An 18,940-nucleotide genomic window follows, 5' to 3' on the forward strand; every position below is an offset into this window, starting at 1 on the left:
GTTTCAACTTTGGTGCAAACACGAGGCGGTTAACCCGCCTTTGATTCTGGATTGACTATTTCACTCCCGAACTCACTATCCCACAATAATGCTGCACAAACTCTTGATGATTAGGTAACTGCCCCACCATCTGTTTGGCACGTTGTTCTATCTGGCTTAAAAACTGTTGCAGTTCTTCGTCGCTCATCATATCCACGATGGGGTGATATTGATTCGGTGTCAGTCCTTGTCCCATCATCACTTGAACCCAGGAGTTTTCACCAAACAATTCGTTTGGCACTTTGAATACTCGCCCTGTTTCTTTGAATAGCTGGATGCGATGTTTCAATGAATCGGGAATATCCATGTTTTTGCAGAAACGCCAGAAGGGGCTGTCGGTGCGTTCGGTCACATGGTAATGCAGGATAATAAAGTCGCGGATATTCTGTAGTTCAAAGTCGGTTTGCTGGTTGAACTCGTCGATGTCGGATTGGTGGATCGCCGTTAGCGGGAAGTTCTGCATCAAGCGGATAATGCTGCGCTGGATCATATGAATACTGGTTGATTCCAATGGCTCCACAAAGCCACTTGCCAAACCAAGGGCAACACAGTTTTTATGCCAATGCTGGCGACGTTGCCCCGGACGGAATCGAATCAATCTGGGCTCACTGATGGTGTTTCCTTCAATGTTTTCCAATAGCAGGGTTTTAGCCGCTTCGTCATTCAGATAGCGGCTACAGTACACCAAACCATTGCCGACACGATGTTGCAATGGAATTCGCCATTGCCAGCCCGCTTGATGGGCGATAGAACGGGTATAAGGAATAGGTTCCGACACCGACTCGGTTTGCACCGCCAGGGCCGAATCACAAGGCAACCAATGGCTCCAATCTTCATACCCCACATGCAAAGCTTGCTCTATCAATAAAGCTCGAAATCCAGTGCAATCAATAAACAAGTCGCCTTCAATCACCTGACCGGAATCCAATTCTAAAGCTCGAATAAAACCATTATCAGCGTGAAGCTGCACTTGTGCGATTTTGCCTTCAACCCGCTTCACGCCAAATTCTTCGGCGATTTTTCGGAGGTACACCGCATAAGCCGTTGCATCAAGATGGTAGGCATAGTTAAGCCCTTGCTTGGGTGTCACGGCGAATCGATTCTGCTTGGCTGCCACTAATTCTGGACAATAATCGCCATAGTCTTTGCTAAACCCTAGCGCTTGCCCTTTCAGCCAAAAATGTTGAAATCCTGCCGCCCAGCAATCCTGGCCTGTGGTACCGAAAGAGTGAATATAGTCCTGTCCTTGAGCTCGCCAATTCTCAAAAGAGATGCCCAGCTTAAAGGTAGCGCTGGTCGCTGCCATCATTTCCTGCTCATTGAGTTTTAACAGCTTGTGCAAGGTCAAGATAGTCGGAATAGTGGCTTCACCCACGCCCACCGTACCAATGGCGTCAGACTCCACCAGAGTAATATCGAGATTTTTGCCCAGTAGTTTCGATAATGATGCAGCAGCCATCCATCCCGCCGTACCGCCACCCGCAATAACCACACGTTTAATACTCTGCTTCATCTTTTTCTCTCTTATCGAATCATCTATTCAGCTTTTGTAACAGGCGCTGACGTAAGCTGATAGCCTGCTGTTCGCTCAATCTTTCCTGCAACACACCGCGAACCGGCTCAGGAATATGTTCAGACGCACTGCTCTCATCGTCATTAAAAATGTAGTAATCAAATAACTCTTTCCAGGCTTGTTTTTGCGCTTTCGGAAGACCCTTGATACTCATTAAGGCATGGGTCAACGCATCGGTCGGATTACCCAAATACGCTGGCGTAGAACGCCACCAATAATTCACCAAGCCGTTAATGGCAGACAAACTGTCAACGTGATGCCACCACATACTGGGAATGAATAAAGCGTCACCGGGTTCCAGTTCTGCGACTACAGCATGTTTCATTGCTTCGGCAAACCGAGGAAATTGCTGGAAATCAGGCTGATAAAAATCCACCAAACTGATGGCTTGCCCGGAAGGGGTCAAATCTAATGGCCCCACATATAAATTGGCGATCTGATCGGGTGGAAACAATATAAATCTACGCTTGCCTGCAATACAGCAAGCCAGATTATCGGGGAAATCATAATGTGCCGCGATACGACTTCGATTACCCAACCACAAACTGATTAGCGGATTTTCCACCGCTATTGGCAGAGAGTTCTCATCCAGAAAACCGGGCAAAAATCGCTGTAACAGGGTTGAACCAACATAGTAGGTAGCTTGCTGATCATCAGCGTTTTCTTTGTTGCCAGACAAGAGCAGCAACACTTCTGATAAAGGCTTATTCGCTACCTGAAAGTTAAACCCGCTAAAATCCTCGTTATAGAAAATACGGCCTTGAGCTTCAGGTGGCGCACGGTAAACCGTTATATGATCTTTACTGGAAAGAGGCTCTTTACTGGAAAGAGCTTTTTTGCCAGCAAACTTCGCTAAATAGCGAAGATACTCTTCACCATCCTGTCCTCCTCCCTCTCCATTTCCCTGCTCACCATCCTGCTCATTCTCCTGATCAGCATCACTTTGAGCGGCACGCACCACAGGCCAGTTTTTCACTAGCCCACGGAGTACAACGGGTTCAGAGCGAGAGCTCAGATAATCAGTTAACGTATCAGCCGAAACGGAATCGCTTTCTTCCACTTTCGGGCATTGTTGGATCCAGTCAGCCAAATCCCTTTATCCCTTATTCGAGGATAGCGTTTTTACGCGCAATCAGGTTCGACAACTGAGATTGCGACGCCAACATCATGTACACCGCAGCCAGAAAACCTTGCTCGTTCAATTCATGCAGAGCATCTGCTGAAAGTGCAAACAACACTTCTTCGTTAATGGTGTAATAACCAATCAACTGATTCAACGAACCATCTTCAAGTTCAATTTCCGCGTTAAAGCTCTCAACTAATTTGTGCTTTAACAAGGCATCAGAGAACAACTTGTTCTGCTCCATGCCCAGATGAATGCTTTCCAGCAGTTCAGACATTTTCTGTAAATAGTTAGAGGTGCCGCCGAATTCCAAAAACAGTTTTTCACCTTCAACACTTTCCTCAGTGCCAGCCAAACGCACACGAGGGCTGTCCATATCAATATGTACCACTCTGCGCTCTTGTTGCGTATCAGGATCTTTTTGTAAGCCAATAGAAAAAGGCTGGCGCGCTATTAAGGCCGGAATATAAGGTGCATCCCATTGTTCTTCGCCAAGAAACAGGTTTTCTCCCTGTTCAAAGCCCAACAAAGCAACAGGGTAAAGCAGCTCGGTCTTGCCATCTTTCTGGAAAAACAATGGATAATGAGCTTGCATAGAACGCATTTCGCCCACAAAGGTTAAACAGGCGTTGACGTTATCACCAAAGGTTTCGGCGAGTTCCAGTGAATGACGAGTATCAATACGTACAGGTTTGTGATCTTCTTTATTTAATAAAACGGTTCTGGTCATGCTTAATTCCAAATGCTACTGATTGCGCATCCACATCAATAGTTCACGATTTTCGGGTAACGATTGGGCTAACGTGCGCGTTTGTTGCGCCACTTGCTGAAACAGGTTAGCCGCTTTGTCGGTATTTATATCAGGCGTCACAGGTTGCAATAGCGCGCCACAGTTCATACCGTACCAAACATACTGGAAGCTGGCTGCCGGAAACATCTCCATCGCCATTGGCAAGTCATAAAGTGTGGGGCTGTTATGTTGCCATAGCTGTACACTTTCTCTCAACCAATCCGACCAATAGCGCTCATCACGATGAGCCAACCAATATTCACTGTCATCGCGTTTTGATAAAACATAATGCAACTTAAGAAAATCAATAATCTTCTGCCAATGTGCAGTCATGGTCTGATTAAACCGTTTGGCAACAGTGGAATAGAGTTCGCCAGGGATGTTTAAATGGTCACTCACATATTTGGCAGCCACTTCCACCAATGCAATAGCCGATGCTTCCAACGGTTCGATAAACCCGGCAGACAATCCAATCGCCACACAATTATGCTGCCAGAATGAAGTTCGATAACCCGGATTTAGCTTGATGTGCTTAGCTTGTAATTGTTCGATTTGCGATTCAGACAGATTGCCCGACGTGTTTGCAATATGCTGCCTCAGTGTGGCCTCAGCCTGTTCAGCATTGGTAAAATCGCTGGCATAGACATAGCCCATGCCTCTGCGAGAATAAAGTCCAATGTCCCATGTCCAACCATGAGTTTGAGCACAAGCAATGGTATTGGAGGCAATGGGCTCATTCTGGTTTTTACCTTCATTGCCATAAGGCACTTGTATGGCGATAGCGGCATCATTGAACAAACCATCGCGTACGGATTGCAGCGGTACTTGGTAGTGCTTGTCGATTAATAGCGCGGCAAAACCTGAACAGTCGATATAGAGATCGGCCTTAAGCTGGCCATGAGCCTTCGTATTTAACGCTGAAATAGGCTCATTCAAGCCACCTTCTACCGACAACACATCATCAATAATATGCTCGATCCCCAGCTTTTCGGTGCCGTGCTGCTGCAATAACTGAGCAAACTTGCCTGCATCCAGATGATAGCCATAATTTAATGCCGCTGAATATTCGCTGCTACGCGCGTTTTTAGGCGCTAATCCCATTTCACAAATTCGCCCTTGAGCGGTCACGGCATTGGCAAATTCCACTTGAGACTGATAAGGCAACCAGTATTGCCCCAGATTCATCTCGGGATACCCCGCAGGTAACGTAAATGGATGGTGATATTGATCATCCGAAGCGCCAGTGCGCCAGCCCTTAAACGTTGAGCCCTGCTTAAACGACGCATCGCATTGCACAATAAAATCGCGCTCGGAAATACCAATGCGTTGCAATGTGCTACGCATGGAAGGCCAGGTGCCTTCACCCACGCCAATACTCGGCACATTGGCAGATTCCACTAGTCGAATGCGAGCTCGGGGTAAGTCCCCTCGACCATGCTCAGCCGCCAGCAAACAGGCGGTTAGCCAGCCTGCTGTGCCTCCGCCTACTACAACAATGTCGATGGGTTTTGTCATATCTTTGCTCAAATAGTGAGACTCTTTTTGTCTGGTTTTTTATTCGGCTTTTTTATCCGAGAGAAGGTGAATAGTAAAAACGAAAAAAGCCGCAATGTCATTACTGACCGCGGCTTGAACTTCTGAGAACATCATTACAACACAATAGAATCTGGCACTAAAACTTGTATCTCATTCCTACATGATATCTTGGCCCGGTTTGAGTCACATTCAACACCTGCTCCCAAGCTCGACCATGAGTTCGAGTATGCTCATCAGTCAGGTTCAAACCTTCAAAAAATACCGTCAGGTTTTCATTAAAGTCATAACTCACCATGGCATCCCACTGGCCGTACTCTTCCACATAAACAGGATGAGCTCCTGTTCCCTGAACCGTCGCATTTAAGAACTTGTCGCGCCAATTGTAGGCAATACGCACCTGTATTCCGTCCTTATCGTAGAACGCAATCAAGTTGGCAGTGTCACTCAACCCCTTTAAAGCAAACTGCCCATCAAAACTGGAATCAACATAATAAATATCACCATCGACAATAGTTGCGTTAACGATTGCACCAAAGCCGGACTCACCAAATACATGCTGTAAGGCAACTTCCCATCCATAAGTGCTACCGTCGGTCTGATTCACAGGAACTGTGATATCAAAGGTTGCGTAGGCATCATCGCCGTCAACACCATAAATGGTTTGACCTTCAACACTGTCAGGATAATTGGCAATGATATAGTCACGGATCAGGTTGGCGTCATTGCTACCTATCGCCGCAAAAGCTTCTGCATAGCGAGAGCCTAACGCCGGATGAGGCAAATTAAACACCTGCTCTTCAACGATAGAGGTACCGATAAAGTTTTTGGCATCTTTACGGAAATAACCCACAGACAAATAACTATCTTCGCCGTAATACCACTCAGCGCTGACATCATAGTTGGTGGATTCAAACGGTTTAAGCGCCGGATTTCCTCGAGCTCCTGTACCACCATCAATCCTGACCAGTGAATCAATGGTTAAACCACCCTGAATATCGGCATAACCGGGACGAGCCATTGTTTCACTATAGGAAAACCGTAAAATCACATCATCAACAATCTCAATATCAATATCCAGATTGGGCAAGACGTTGTCATAACTGCCCGTTAGCTCCGTGAAATCCTGATCGCCAGTAGCAACCAAATTGAATTCGTTAGCACTCACCCAGCCAATATTGCTATAAGTCGGCACCAGGGCACGAGAAGTTACATCTGTTTCCTCGTAGCGAACTCCCGCTACAATGTTAACCGGGCGCTCTGCCAGTTCGGTTGCCAAGGTCACTTGCACATAAGCGGCTTTTGATTCTTCTTCTGTGCGACGGTCTGTGGTCATCACAGACGACGGACAGAAACCGGTTCCACAATCGCCTTGTCCAGCAACAGGATAAAGTTGTTCCGCTCTGGCAAGCACATCATGAAAATCCCACATGAAGAATTCATTTTGCAGATTAGGATCATTGCTACCGGAAATATCAAAACGATCAGCGACGGTAGCTCTTGGCCAGAACGAATCATCAAAATCGCCCGCAGCTCCCACGCCACCCCATGTATCACGTTGCACGTTTGAGAAAGCAGATCGATTATTCACATCAGTCAGGCTGATACCAAAATCGATCTTCTGAACAATGCCATCATCCAATACGTACTCACCCTGAATCTGAAACTGATCGATTTCATTCCGCATCATGCTGTTGCGGAAGGAGCTTCCTGTTATACGCATATCGGAAGGATCTAACGTTTCACCATCAGGGTAAGCCAATTGTAAAACTGGCAGTTCTGAACCAAAGTATCCCGTTGTGCTAGCACGAACAAAAGCTGCCGCACTTAATACGTTATTACTTCCCAATGGACTATCCGGGCTGGATTCCGCACTGGATGAATGAGCATCAAAGACCAGATTCAAATTATCAGAAACTTGCCATTCCAGATTAAGTCCCAGGGATTTATTTTCATTTTTCGTTGCATAGTCACCCGCCCCCATTGAAAAATCAGCCGGGCTTCCAGAAGTATCTTCGGTGTACACGAGAGGAGACGCGATAGGGCCATCCGTCCACTCTCCCGTTGATGGGCCAAAGTTAAACCAGGCAGATAGATCATTGAATTGCGTAGCCACTTCATTTTTTGAATAGGTGTAATCCAGCGTCGCAGTGAGCGTATCCATTGGACGATACTGCAAGGTCAGTTGACCATTCACGCGTGTGCGCTGCACTTCTTCAAACTTGTATCCCAAGCTTTGAGGAACAGAATAAATAGAGTTTTCATCCGGGCGGTTGATATGGCCGGAGTTTTCACCGTCGGGAATACCACCCCAATCGGCTGTTCCTGCACCCCAATCCTGATCGGTAATGCCCGGGAAAGTACGCCAGCCAGTGCCAACATTCGCTTGCTGATTTCCATTTTCACGCTTTTGGTAACTACCGGAAATCGCCACACCGAACTTGTTATCACTAAAGGTATTGCTGTACAAACCCGACAATTCAGGTGTCAGCGTTGAATTATCTTCGCTGGAAGTATCGTAAACCCCCTTCACACCGAATGTTGCATTTAACCCCGGAGCATTTAACGGCTTGGTAGTAGTGATATTAATGGTCGAGCCCATGCCCCCAGTTGGAATATGCGCCTTGCCCGTTTTATAAATTTCGACACCCGCTACGCCTTCAGAGGCTAAATTGGAAAAATCAAATGAACGAGATGAAGAAGCGGTGGTGGCTTCCAAAGAAGAAGCCGGCATTTGACGACCATTTAAGGTCACCAAATTATAATCAGGAGCAAAACCGCGAACAGTAACCCTGCTACCTTCGCCATTTTGACGATCTATCGAAACACCAGTAACGCGCTGAAGTGATTCAGCCAGGTTAGTATCCGGGAACTTACCCATATCCTCAGCAGAAATCGCTTCCATGACACCTTTGTAATCACGTTTCAGCTCCATGGATTTAATTAAACTCCCACGGATCCCGGAAACCGTAATTACCTCAACATCACTCGACTTGGCATCATCCTGTTGCGCCATGACAGGCATGGATACATTTGCCCCCAACAGCATGGTGACAGCGATCGCCAATGGCGATTTGGTAAATTCCACGTTTCGAATAGGTGTGTTCACGATAACCTCAATAGCAATTCTTTATAATCATTCGCTGTGAATTTCATTTTTCAAACGAAACTGTAAACGCTTTCATTTTAAACAAATGAGAAATGTAAACGCTTTCATTTAATGCTAATAACATCCTTAAACTGAGTCAACAAAAAATTAACAATTCCTTTATTACATACATCTTTGAGCACTGTAAACACAGGGGAAAATATCATTAATATTTTGATTTTAAGGATGTTTTGTAACAAAAACGCGTAAAAGAACCAATGTGTATACACACTAAAGTAAGCGCAAAATCACTTTTACAATCCATTTACACGGCCTTATTATTCAGGAAACAATGCGCACTCGATAAACAAATTGTCGGTAAACCAATAACCTGTGCAGGAATCATCTATGAGCCAACTGGCAGAAATTCTCAATGACATCCCCAGCGACATTCATAATTTGGCAGAATATCTGGAACGCAGCCTCATTGAGTTTGCCGACAAACCCGCCTTTACCAGCTTAGGGAAAACTCTGACCTTTTCTGAAATAAATGAACACTCCAAAGCGCTTGCAGCCTGGTTGCAGAATCATTCCGGACTACAGCCCGGCGACAGAATAGCCATTCAACTGCCTAACCTGACTCAATATCCCATTGCAGCCTATGCCGTACTAAGAGCCGGATTCATCATTGTAAATACCAATCCGCTCTATACCTCACCAGAAATGCTGCATCAGTTTAATGATTCCGGCGCCAAAGCCATCATTATCCTGCAAGATCTGTATCCCAAACTGGAAGCCATTCAAGCACAAACCGGTATCGAAAAAGTGATTGTCACCGGAGCCGATGATTTAATCACGGGTGAAACAAAGCTGCTTGCAGAAGGGCAAATTGGCCTGATGCAAGCCATTGAAGATGGGCGCAAAGAGACACTAAAACCCAGCACGGCAAAGTTAGATGACATTGCCGTATTGCAATATACCGGCGGCACAACCGGAGTCTCCAAAGGAGCCGCGCTGACTCACCGCAACCTGATTGCCAACACCCAGCAAACCAATGTGCGCTTTAGAATGGTTTGCAATAGAGGCGAGGAAACTATTATCTGCCCGCTTCCTCTTTATCATCTATATGCCTTCATGGTGAATATGATCCTGTTTGCCAGCGAAGGACAGCATAACGTGCTGATTATCAATCCTCGCGATTTGGATTCCTTTGTGACGGCCATCAAACAATTTCCGCCCAGTGCATTCACAGGCTTGAATACTCTGTTTGTTGCGCTGTGCAATCATCCCCCTTTTCAGGAGCTGGATCTTAGCCGCCTGAAACTGACCACCTCTGGTGGAACATCATTAACCTCAGCAACCGCTGAGCTTTGGAGTAGAACAACGGGTTGTACTATTTCAGAGGGGTATGGACTATCCGAAACCGGGCCAATTCTCACCTTCAACCAACCGGGTCAAGAGCTGTTAGGCTCAGTTGGACACCCTATGGTTGGAACCGAAATTGCCCTTTGGGATGACAAAGACCAGCCTGTTCCCGACGGCGAAGAGGGTCAAGTAGTCGCCCGAGGACCACAGGTGATGAAGGGCTACTGGAACAAGCCGGAAGAAACCGCAAAAGTGATTGATAGCGATGGCTGGTTTAAAACCGGCGATGTCGGTGTTCGCCTGCCAACCGGGCAAATCAAAATCGTTGATCGCCTCAAGGATTTGATTATCGTTTCCGGTTTTAACGTGTACCCCAATGAGGTGGAAGACGTATTAACCCGACACCCAAGCATTCTTGAAGCCGCGGTTGTTGGCGAACCAGATGAAAAATCTGGTGAGCGGGTATGCGCTTTTATTACCGTATCAAACCCCGTCGATACCGACGAAATAATTGCTCACTGCAAACAAAGCCTCACCGGCTATAAGATCCCGAAACACATCACCGTGCTTGAGGAACTGCCCAAATCAACCGTAGGCAAGATCTTGCGTCGGGAACTCCGAATAAAGAGTTAAAAGGGTAAAAAAAGTCAATCAGCGTTGAGAGTTATGCCTAATTGACTCAACACATTATTGGTATCCTGCCCCAATTCAGGAATAGAGAAAGACTCGCTTTGAGCACGGCTATCACCCGCACCAAATTTCGGTGTGGGTGCAGGCTGAGTCACACCATCCTGCTCCATGAAGACACCTCGCGCCTGATTATGAGGATGCTGTGCAGCTTCCTCCAAGCTCAAAACTGGCGCGTAGCACACATCAGTTCCCAGCAATAGCTCATCCCATTCATCACGGGTTTTACTGGCAAAGGTTTCAGCCATCACACGCTTTGCTTGCGGCCATGACTTTGTATCCCACTGCTGGGCAAAAACAGGATTATCGGTTAACGCCAAGCGTTGTAGCAGGTCTTCATAGAACTTGGGCTCAAGCGCGCAGACCGTAATATACTGACCGTCTTTGGTTGCGTAGGTATCGCTCCAGGGCGAACCGCCATCAGGCCAACTATGACCAAACTGCGGCGCAAGCTGCCCCATATTGCGTAAACACCACAACAAAGTAGACATATAAGCGCTGCTGTCTGAAATCGCAGCATCAACGACCTGACCTTTGCCTGAGTTTTGAGCACAAATGTAAGCCGCCAACACACCAGAAACCAACATCATGCCACTACCAAAATCACCGGCGATGGTCAGCGGTGCGCTGGGTGGTGCTATATTAGATGATGTGTTAGATGATGATGCGTTTTGTTCACGAATGCGACCGCCATACCACATGGAGCCCGCCAGGCTCATATAGTTAGGCTCATGCCCTGCTGCTTGCGCTAGTGGCCCTGTTTGTCCCCATCCTGTCAGGCGTCCGTAAACCAGTTTTGGATTGCTTTCTTCGAAGCTTTGAGGCGATAAACCCAATCGTTCCATCACGCCGGGTCGGAAGCCTTCCAGCAAAATATCGCTGTTTTCAACGATGGTTCGGGCGGCTTGAATGTGTAGTGGATTTTTTAAATCCAGCGCCACTGACTTTTTACCACGATGGTAAATTTCGGCTTTACGAGGAAAGGGGGTTTTATGGTCGGCGCGCTCAATTAATATGACCTCTGCGCCCATATCCGCCAACATCATACCGGCACAAGGGCATGGCCCCAGCCCTGCGAATTCAACGACTTTTACGCCCGTTAGTGGTGCTTGCATAACCCTAAAACCATCCTGTTAATTTACCAAATAGTGCCTGAAATAATGCTTGAGCAAATGTCTTAAGAACGAATCGCAAAATCGCTACAAGTTCATCCATGAACGCTCGAATTTTTCATCCCTGAAAAATACGTTTTGCTCACTCGTTCTTAAGCCATTTCAGAAAACTTTCGCTGTCAATTGTAGATAGCCAGCTTGAGGTAAAGCATTAATAAAAAGAAGACCGTCCTCGTCATGGATGACGAGGTCGAGCATACAGGGATGTACTTGCTGCGTGTCTTCGTTTATTCATGCTTTACCTAAAAGTGAGCTGTTATATAAAAGCTGTTATATAAAAGCTGTTAAAAGAAATTAACTAAAAGTCTTCCCTTCAGCCAAATAGCGTTTCACAATGGCAGGTGCTTCAAATCGTGCGCCATATTTCGCCGCTAACTCACCACAACGTTCAATGAAGTTCGCTAGTCCGTAAGTATTCACAAACTGCAAATAGCCCCCAGTCCAAGCAGGTGCACCAATACCCATAATAGAACCAATGTTGGCATCTGCCACCGTGTTCACCACGCCTTCTTCGAAGCACTTCAACGCCTCAATGACATTACAGAACAACAAACGGTCTTTAATATCAGCGTCGCTAATATCCAACTCTTCACGATAATACTGGCTCACCAGCTCAGGCCAAATCGACTTGCCATCTTCATTGTAGTCAAAGAAACCACCGCCATACTGGCGACCACCACGCTTCTGCTCCAAACATAAAAACTCACGCAAAGCCGTACCCAGTGGTGTTTGATCTTTAGCCGGATCACGCAAGCCCATCTTGATTTGGGTATCTCGCACCTGGAACAACAAGTTCAAACTCACTTCATCGGTTACCGTCAAAGGCCCAACGGGCATACCAATCGCCACGCCCAAATTATCAACGCGAACCGGATGCACACCTTCCGCCACCAATTGCGCACCTTCATTCAACTGCGCTTCAAAGGTACGTGAAGTGAAAAAGCCAACGCTGTCGTTCACCACAATCGGCGTTTTGCCAATCTGCTGAGTGAAATCAAAGGCTTTCGCCAAGGTTTCAGCGCTGGTTTCCTTACCGCAAATCAGCTCAACCAACGGCATTTTGTCTACAGGTGAGAAGAAGTGGATACCCACAAAATTGGCAGGATTCACACTCGCCTCGGCTAATTGCGTAATCGGCAAGCTAGACGTATTCGAGCCCCACACGCCGTTATCAGCCAATTGTGATTCCAGCTCTTTAGTGAGTTGATGTTTAAGTTCCATCTTCTCGAATACGGCTTCGATGATCAGGTCACAACCGGCCAAGTCAGAGGCATTTTCTGTCGCCAGGATTTTACCCAACAATGCTTCTTTGGCTTGTTCCGTTGCTCGACCTCGTTGAATTTGCTTGTCCATCAGCTTGGCGGAATACGCCTTGCCTTTGTCAGCAGATTCCTGACTCACATCTTTCAAGACCACATCAATACCGGCTTTCGCTGCAACATAGGCAATGCCCTGCCCCATCATGCCAGCGCCAATTACACCCAGCTTTTGTACTTTAAAACGCTGTTCAACCGCCGGACGGCTACCGCCATTGTTAAGGTCATTCAGTTGGAAAAAGAAAGTGCGGATCAAGTTCTTGGCTTGTGGCGTTGTCACCAAATAAGCCAACTTACGGCTTTCCAGGGTCAAAGCGCGATCGACAGGTAAACGCAGTGCTTCCACTGCCATATCAATGATTTGCTCAGGCGCCGGTAACAAACCGCGAGTTTTCTTAAAGGTCGCCGCAGCAACGCCAGATACAAACATGGCGTTGGCAGGGTTGTTATGGTCTCCGCCCGGGATTTTATGGGCTTTACCGTGTTTTTTCTTGTCTAAATCCCAAGGCTGAATTGCGGCAAAGGGGTCGTCAGCATTCGCTGTAATCCAGGCTTTAGCCTTGGCTAATAGCTCATCGGGATCAGCCGCTAACTCATCAATTAAACCCAATGCTTTTGCTTCAGGAGCTTTATGTTTTTTACCTTCCAGCAAGAATGGCAACGCGGTTTGAATACCCAGCATTTGCACTGTACGTACAATACCACCGCCACCGGGCAACAAGCCTAACGTCACTTCTGGTAATCCAACCACCACGCCTTTTTCCAAAGCAACGCGGTGATTACAGGCCAAACACAGCTCTAAACCACCGCCCATTGCCGCACCGTTAATAGCCGCAACCACGGGCACTGGCAGTATTTCCAAAGCGCGAAATTGCGCTTTAATGCGTTCAATAAAGTTAAAGGCGTCTTCTTCCTGCCCCGGTTCAATAGACACCATGTAATTCAAATCGCCACCGGCGAAGAAGGTGTTTTTAGCAGAAGCCAATACCACGCCTTTTAAATCGCTTTCGGCTTTTAATATTGCCAGCGTGTCGTCCATCAATTCAGCAAACTCAGCGTTCAGCGCATTTACTGGCCCGGTCATATCCATGGTGATGGTGACGATATTGGCATCATCTTTTGTATAGAGAAACTGTCCCATGATCATTACCTGTCATTCTCGAAATAGTTCAAATGTGATTGATGATAAAGGTCGAGCATACAAGGATGTACTTGCTGCGAGTCCTGGCTCTTTTATCATCAATCTTCTTTAATTTGTTATTCATGTCTTTATTGAGGGAGATTTAACGCAGACTCGCCGTGAATCAATCCCTTGAGGCTCCACCACCGCCTCCCTGCGGTGTAGGGTCTGCTTAGAAATCTCCCTCAATGAAAGCTTGGTAAGGTGCGATATATATTTACCTTAAACGCACTGGCTTAAACCCGTTCAATAATGGTCGAGATACCCATACCACCACCAATGCACAATGAAATCATGCCTCGTTCCAAATCGCGTCTTTCCAACTCATCTAACACAATGCTAACCAACATGGCTCCGGTTGCGCCAAGAGGATGCCCCATAGCAATTGCGCCGCCGTTAACGTTGGTCACATCATGCCCAATGCCCAAATCCCGCATATAACGCATGGCTACTGAGGCGAAGGCTTCGTTGATTTCCCACAAATCAATATCACTAACGCTCATACCCGCAATCTTCAAACACTTTTTCGCAGCAGGGCCCGGAGCGGTCAGCATGATCACAGGATCGTTTGCCGTAACTGCACCCGCCACAATACGTGCTCTAGGCTTCAAGCCCAGATCCTGTTTGGCTTGTTCATTACCAATCAACACCGCGGCAGAACCATCAACGATACCCGAGGAATTACCCGCAGTATGAACATGATTAATACGCTGAACCGATGGATACTTGGCAATCGCCATATCATCAAGGCCAGCATCGCCCATCGCCTGGAACGCGGAACGCAACCCGCCAAGGGTCTCCATGGTGGTTTCAGGTTTGATGTAATCGTCTTTATCCAGAATGGTAATGCCGTTCAGGTCTTTCACCGCCACAACCGACTTGTCGAAATAACCATTGTCACGAGCCAATGCAGCCCGGCGCTGCGACTCAACAGCGAAAGCATCGACATCAGCACGGGAATAACCATCTAACGTGGCGATCAAATCCGCCCCAATGCCTTGAGGCACGGAAAGCTGTTCAAATTTAAATTGAGGATCAAAGAAAAGCGCACCGCCGTTGCTCGCCATAGGAACACGCGACATGGACTCAACACCGCCAGCAACAACCAGATTCGACCAACCCGACATGACTTTTTGCGCCGCCATATTGGTCGCTTCCAAACCAGAACCACAGAAGCGATCCAGTTGCACACCCGCAACCGATTCATCCCAGCCAGAATGCATGGCAATCGCCTTGCCCACATCACTGCCTTGTTCACCGACAGGAGTTACACAGCCAAACAACACATCGTCAACATAGGCAGAATCAAAGCCGTGACGTCGTTGTAATTCTTTTAACAGGGTGGCGCCCAAATCAATGGGTTTGACTTCGGCAAGCGAGCCGTCTTGCAAACGACCTTTGCTGCGCGGAGTGCGCACAGCATCAAAAATATATGCAGTATTACTCATGATATCCTCAAGGAAAGTTGACCGATGCATAGCAGATATTTCAAGGTTCATACCTGTACGAAGCACATCGCTCAATTTGAATAAAAGCTTTTATACCCAGTAATCTGGTTGTATGTGTACTAGGCTAGAGGATTGATGTCATCTGTAAAGTGACCAAAGGTGTCATTGCGTTGACCATAAGTGCCTAATAGATGGATACCCAGACCGAAAAATCACTGAAAACAGTCATCTCAAAAGTGAAATAAGGTGAAATACACTCCCTCGCCGTCCTTGCCTATAGTGACCCCCGCATTCGACACACAAGAATGCAAACGAAACATATAAAACTTCACAATTTTAATGAGAGTAGAACAATGTCTGAATTAAATTACATCCAATGGGTAGGCGGAAACAAAACTGACACATTCAAAGATGGCGCCATTCAGGTTGAGCATATTTACAGACCAGAAGCCTATGAAGGCACAGTCCCAGGCACTATCGTTCACACAGTGAAAGTGACCAACATTGGTGGCAACAACGTAATGTTGAAGGATGTACAAATGGTCGTAGACCTGGACGATACCGGTACTCGCTGGGATGCTTACCTGGCCGACATTTCAGCAAACCCAATCGACCCACTGGGTGAAACCCTGAATTTCGGTGACATCGCACCGGGTAGCAGCTCAAGCCAAACTTATCGCTGGGCTGCCAGATCATTGATCCCAAATGTAGAAGAAGCCTTCGACATCACGTTCAACCTGATCCCGGTATACCAAGTGGTATATAGCAAGTCAGATGCCTTCGTAAGCAAGTGCCATGTGTCTGAATAAGACAATTTGATGATTGCTCGTTGAGCAACCTGAAACGACAAGCCATCCCGTCTAATGAGCTTGTCGTTTCAGCACATCTAAATCCATGTTTTTAACTCTTTCGTTTCACTGCATCTTTCCTAAAGCTTCTCCCTTCAATTCCAGAAATAAACTCCCGAAAAACGATAGGTTAATATAAAAACCTTAAATCAAACACTCATCCGATCTCAAAACACATCGTTTACAGCATAAAAAAGGTTAAATAACATACAGAAAAAACAACAAAAGAAAAATCGTGAAAAACCTACTTGATAACTCATTAGAAAGCTGCACAACAAAAGAAAGGGAAAATTTCATTTCAAAAAGGATAAAACAGCAGTTTGATTACAATAAAAATAAAACCCCCTTTCATACCAACCGACTCCCCGAATATGGAAAAATTGCAAACCTCAGTTATGAAGACTTATTTAAAGCCATTCCTTATATGACAAAATCAGAGGTTCGCAATGCCGAGTCCCCCATGTCTTTGGTCGCAAATGATGACATTGCAAACCTTCGTTATTCCTACTCTTCTTCTGGAACAACAGGCAAACCAGCCTATTCATTTTTTAGCGAACAAGATAATGATGCATCAATTATCAGCCTGACTCGTACTATCCCCGAACTGCAAAGCAATAAACAGGAATTAACCGTCTATAACGGTTACAACCAGGCGCATATTTCTGGCCCCTTATTTAACTCCATGTTCAGGCATATTGGAGGATTACCAGTACCCAGACGGTTTGGCATTTCCGATGAAGTTGCTTATGAACAGATAACAGAAACCAAGTGCAACATATTAACCATACCTTGGACTTCAACAAATAAAGGCGGTTCTTTAGAAGATCTTCTAAGCACTGAAGCAAAATTAGGAGGGAATTATATTAACGGCGACAATATAAAGGCTATTTATTGTTCCAGCATTGAACTATCAGAAGATTTAGCAGAAGAAATTCAAGATTTAGATATCCCGTTAATCTATAACAGTTATGGCACAACAGAAGTGTCTATCGTAGCCGTCTCCTGCCAAAGTAATCCCTTATCCATGCATTTATTACCGGGAATGACCTGGGCTGAAGTGGTCGATGCTCAAGGAAATCTAACCCCGAGTGGCGAGGTGGGAAGAGTGATAGCAAGCCGAATAATGAGCCAGCGCAATGATGAAATCACGACCTGTAATAGTTCCCAATATTTCTTTTACGAAATTGGCGATGAAGTATTAGTGGATCGCAGCCCCTGCCAATGTGGCAGAACCACCCCCAGAATAAGCCAGATACGCCGTTTTTCCGGGATTAACGACAATATCGAAGGTGGCTGTCAAACCTTGTAACCGAGTCTGAAAATCATGTTAACAATACCGAATTACATTGATGGATGCGTTAAAAACAGCCAATCACCTTTCACCTTATACTCCTGCGAAGGACTTCCCTATGCTGAAGCATACTTTGCAACGCCCGCTCAACTCAGGAAGTTCAAACGCGCAATTCCCAGTATCAAAAAAAGGTTAAACACAATACCTGTCGATACCCTCATTCACTTGCTGCAACAAGCCTTTCAAAACTTCATCAATGACGAAACGGCAGAGCACACAGCGAAATTATCCGGTGTTCCATCGGTCATTATTAAACAAGACTGGAATACATTACGCCTTTGGTTTGAAGCCCTTCCAGACTACCTGCAAGACAATTTCGGTTCAGAGAATTATCAACGAAGTCCGGTCATTCACCCCCTAAGCCACAAAGATTTTCGGCGTTTTCAAGCCAAAGGCCCTCTTATATCAATATTACCTTCAAATTCAGAGATCGAGAGCCTGGTACTCATCGCTATCGCGCTTTTATCGCGCACTCCGGCACTATTAAGAAGTTCAAGGAGAGGAACTTCAAATTACATCCCTACAACGTTTTTACAATGCTTCAACAAAGTTGTGGATCAACATACCTTCTCCAGCGACATCGCCGAAGCACTCATGTCGGCCGTTTGCGTCGCTAACTTGCAACAGGATTCTGTGGCAGATGTCATTGAGCAACTTGATGTAATAGATGGGGTGTACTATCTATTTGGCTCTGACAAAACGCTCCAAGATTTCAAACATGCAATCCCCAAGAATAGAACCATCGTTGAGTTTGGAACCGGATATGGTGTGTCGTACCTGTCCTCTAGTGCCGAACTCGACTCAAGCCTGAATAATATTTTGGAGTCGGTCAGCTATCGCAATGGCACGCAATGCACCAATACCAAGCTGCTTTACGTTCATCAGGACATTTACCCTCAAGTCATCGACGAATTATTCACTCGCTCCTTAGCGAAAAAATATCAGCCCTCTGATGTGCTCGGTGGAGAGTCCACTATTGGCCTGTTACCACCCGAGAGTCAAAAATCAGTGAAAAGCCATGCAGCAAACCTTGTACACAGCGAGCAACTGCACATCAATAATAAGTCGACTGGACTCTCTTTTATCGAATTACAACCAGAAGAAGTTTTCCCGGAATACCCGGCTCCGATTTGTGGAGTCCGCAAAGTAAAGGATCATCAGGATTTCCTTGAAAGCATGAAAAACGATCTGGAACGAATGTGTATGTCGCGCAATCTGGTGTCATCCATTTATTCCAGTGACAATGTTGAAATCCAGAGCCTGATAAATAGCATCCCTTCACATTCAATCCGAGTGAATCTGCCTACAACCCGATTCGCACTGCATATTGAACATCAGGGAAAAAGCCTGATCTCTTCACTGATGCAGGTGCAAACTGTAGAAGGATGGGAAAGCATGGAGCTATCAGATTAATAGCTATCAGATTA

At 46.2% G+C, this 18,940-nt stretch carries 12 protein-coding genes; 4 read left to right on the forward strand and 8 right to left on the reverse strand.

Annotated elements, in window-relative coordinates; genetic code table 11:
- Positions 1-55: 55 nt before the first annotated feature.
- The 5 genes from KIH87_RS13355 to KIH87_RS13375 form a co-directional block, all read right to left on the reverse strand.
- A complete protein-coding gene (locus KIH87_RS13355; RefSeq protein WP_232358361.1) occupies positions 56-1,552 on the reverse strand; it encodes a tryptophan halogenase family protein in 1,497 nt (498 codons plus the stop codon).
- Between the two features lie 19 nt (positions 1,553-1,571).
- Complete coding sequence (locus KIH87_RS13360; RefSeq protein WP_232358362.1) at positions 1,572-2,702, reverse strand: cupin-like domain-containing protein; 1,131 nt, start codon at positions 2,700-2,702, stop codon at positions 1,572-1,574.
- A gap of 13 nt (positions 2,703-2,715) precedes the next feature.
- Positions 2,716-3,465, reverse strand: coding sequence for a SapC family protein (locus KIH87_RS13365; protein WP_232358363.1), 750 nt, complete (start codon positions 3,463-3,465; stop codon positions 2,716-2,718).
- 15 nt (positions 3,466-3,480) lie between these two features.
- Positions 3,481-5,040 carry a tryptophan halogenase family protein gene (locus tag KIH87_RS13370; protein WP_232358364.1) on the reverse strand — a complete coding sequence of 520 codons (1,560 nt, stop codon included), beginning with the start codon at positions 5,038-5,040 and terminating at the stop codon, positions 3,481-3,483.
- Positions 5,041-5,197: 157 nt separating this feature from the next.
- Positions 5,198-8,107: a TonB-dependent receptor gene (locus KIH87_RS13375; RefSeq protein WP_232361486.1), complete on the reverse strand. Its 2,910-nt coding sequence runs from the start codon at positions 8,105-8,107 to the stop codon at positions 5,198-5,200.
- Between the two features lie 447 nt (positions 8,108-8,554).
- Between KIH87_RS13375 and KIH87_RS13380 the strand changes: the two genes are divergently transcribed.
- On the forward strand, positions 8,555-10,144 hold the full coding sequence (locus tag KIH87_RS13380; protein ID WP_232358365.1) for an AMP-binding protein: 1,590 nt from the start codon (positions 8,555-8,557) through the stop codon (positions 10,142-10,144).
- 14 nt (positions 10,145-10,158) lie between these two features.
- On the opposite strand, the gene KIH87_RS13385 is transcribed toward KIH87_RS13380, so the two are convergent.
- The 3 genes from KIH87_RS13385 to KIH87_RS13395 all read right to left on the reverse strand — a co-directional run bounded on the left by KIH87_RS13385 (position 10,159) and on the right by KIH87_RS13395 (position 15,314).
- Positions 10,159-11,313 carry a CaiB/BaiF CoA transferase family protein gene (locus KIH87_RS13385; RefSeq protein ID WP_232358366.1) on the reverse strand — a complete coding sequence of 385 codons (1,155 nt, stop codon included), beginning with the start codon at positions 11,311-11,313 and terminating at the stop codon, positions 10,159-10,161.
- A 351-nt stretch (positions 11,314-11,664) separates the two neighbouring features.
- Entirely contained in the window at positions 11,665-13,827 is a 2,163-nt protein-coding gene (locus tag KIH87_RS13390; protein ID WP_232358367.1) for a 3-hydroxyacyl-CoA dehydrogenase NAD-binding domain-containing protein, read from the reverse strand.
- A 275-nt stretch (positions 13,828-14,102) separates the two neighbouring features.
- Entirely contained in the window at positions 14,103-15,314 is a 1,212-nt protein-coding gene (locus tag KIH87_RS13395; protein WP_232358368.1) for an acetyl-CoA C-acetyltransferase, read from the reverse strand.
- Positions 15,315-15,667: 353 nt separating this feature from the next.
- Between KIH87_RS13395 and KIH87_RS13400 the strand changes: the two genes are divergently transcribed.
- The 3 genes from KIH87_RS13400 to KIH87_RS13410 all read left to right on the forward strand — a co-directional run bounded on the left by KIH87_RS13400 (position 15,668) and on the right by KIH87_RS13410 (position 18,926).
- A complete protein-coding gene (locus KIH87_RS13400) occupies positions 15,668-16,123 on the forward strand; it encodes a hypothetical protein (protein ID WP_232358369.1) in 456 nt (151 codons plus the stop codon).
- A 274-nt stretch (positions 16,124-16,397) separates the two neighbouring features.
- The gene (locus KIH87_RS13405) at positions 16,398-17,471 is read left to right on the forward strand and encodes an AMP-binding protein (RefSeq protein WP_232358370.1); all 1,074 of its coding nucleotides are present in this window, start codon (positions 16,398-16,400) and stop codon (positions 17,469-17,471) included.
- 15 nt (positions 17,472-17,486) lie between these two features.
- Positions 17,487-18,926 (forward strand): aldehyde dehydrogenase family protein, encoded by a 1,440-nt coding sequence (locus tag KIH87_RS13410; protein ID WP_232358371.1) that lies wholly within the window; start codon positions 17,487-17,489, stop codon positions 18,924-18,926.
- Positions 18,927-18,940 lie beyond the last annotated feature (14 nt).

The sequence above is a fragment of the Paraneptunicella aestuarii genome (assembly GCF_019900845.1).
Taxonomy (GTDB): Bacteria; Pseudomonadota; Gammaproteobacteria; order Enterobacterales; family Alteromonadaceae; genus Paraneptunicella; species Paraneptunicella aestuarii.

Excerpts from the sequence above, each read along its gene's own strand:
- KIH87_RS13355 (WP_232358361.1), bottom strand. The coding sequence starts at position 1,552 with ATGAAGCAGAGTATTAAACGTGTGGTTATTGCGGGTGGCGGTACGGCG.
- KIH87_RS13365 (WP_232358363.1), bottom strand. The coding sequence starts at position 3,465 with ATGACCAGAACCGTTTTATTAAATAAAGAAGATCACAAACCTGTACGT.
- KIH87_RS13370 (WP_232358364.1), bottom strand. The coding sequence starts at position 5,040 with ATGACAAAACCCATCGACATTGTTGTAGTAGGCGGAGGCACAGCAGGC.
- KIH87_RS13375 (WP_232361486.1), bottom strand. The coding sequence starts at position 8,107 with ATGCTGTTGGGGGCAAATGTATCCATGCCTGTCATGGCGCAACAGGAT.
- KIH87_RS13380 (WP_232358365.1), top strand. The coding sequence starts at position 8,555 with ATGAGCCAACTGGCAGAAATTCTCAATGACATCCCCAGCGACATTCAT.
- KIH87_RS13385 (WP_232358366.1), bottom strand. The coding sequence starts at position 11,313 with ATGCAAGCACCACTAACGGGCGTAAAAGTCGTTGAATTCGCAGGGCTG.
- KIH87_RS13390 (WP_232358367.1), bottom strand. The coding sequence starts at position 13,827 with ATGGGACAGTTTCTCTATACAAAAGATGATGCCAATATCGTCACCATC.
- KIH87_RS13395 (WP_232358368.1), bottom strand. The coding sequence starts at position 15,314 with ATGAGTAATACTGCATATATTTTTGATGCTGTGCGCACTCCGCGCAGC.
- KIH87_RS13400 (WP_232358369.1), top strand. The coding sequence starts at position 15,668 with ATGTCTGAATTAAATTACATCCAATGGGTAGGCGGAAACAAAACTGAC.
- KIH87_RS13410 (WP_232358371.1), top strand. The coding sequence starts at position 17,487 with ATGTTAACAATACCGAATTACATTGATGGATGCGTTAAAAACAGCCAA.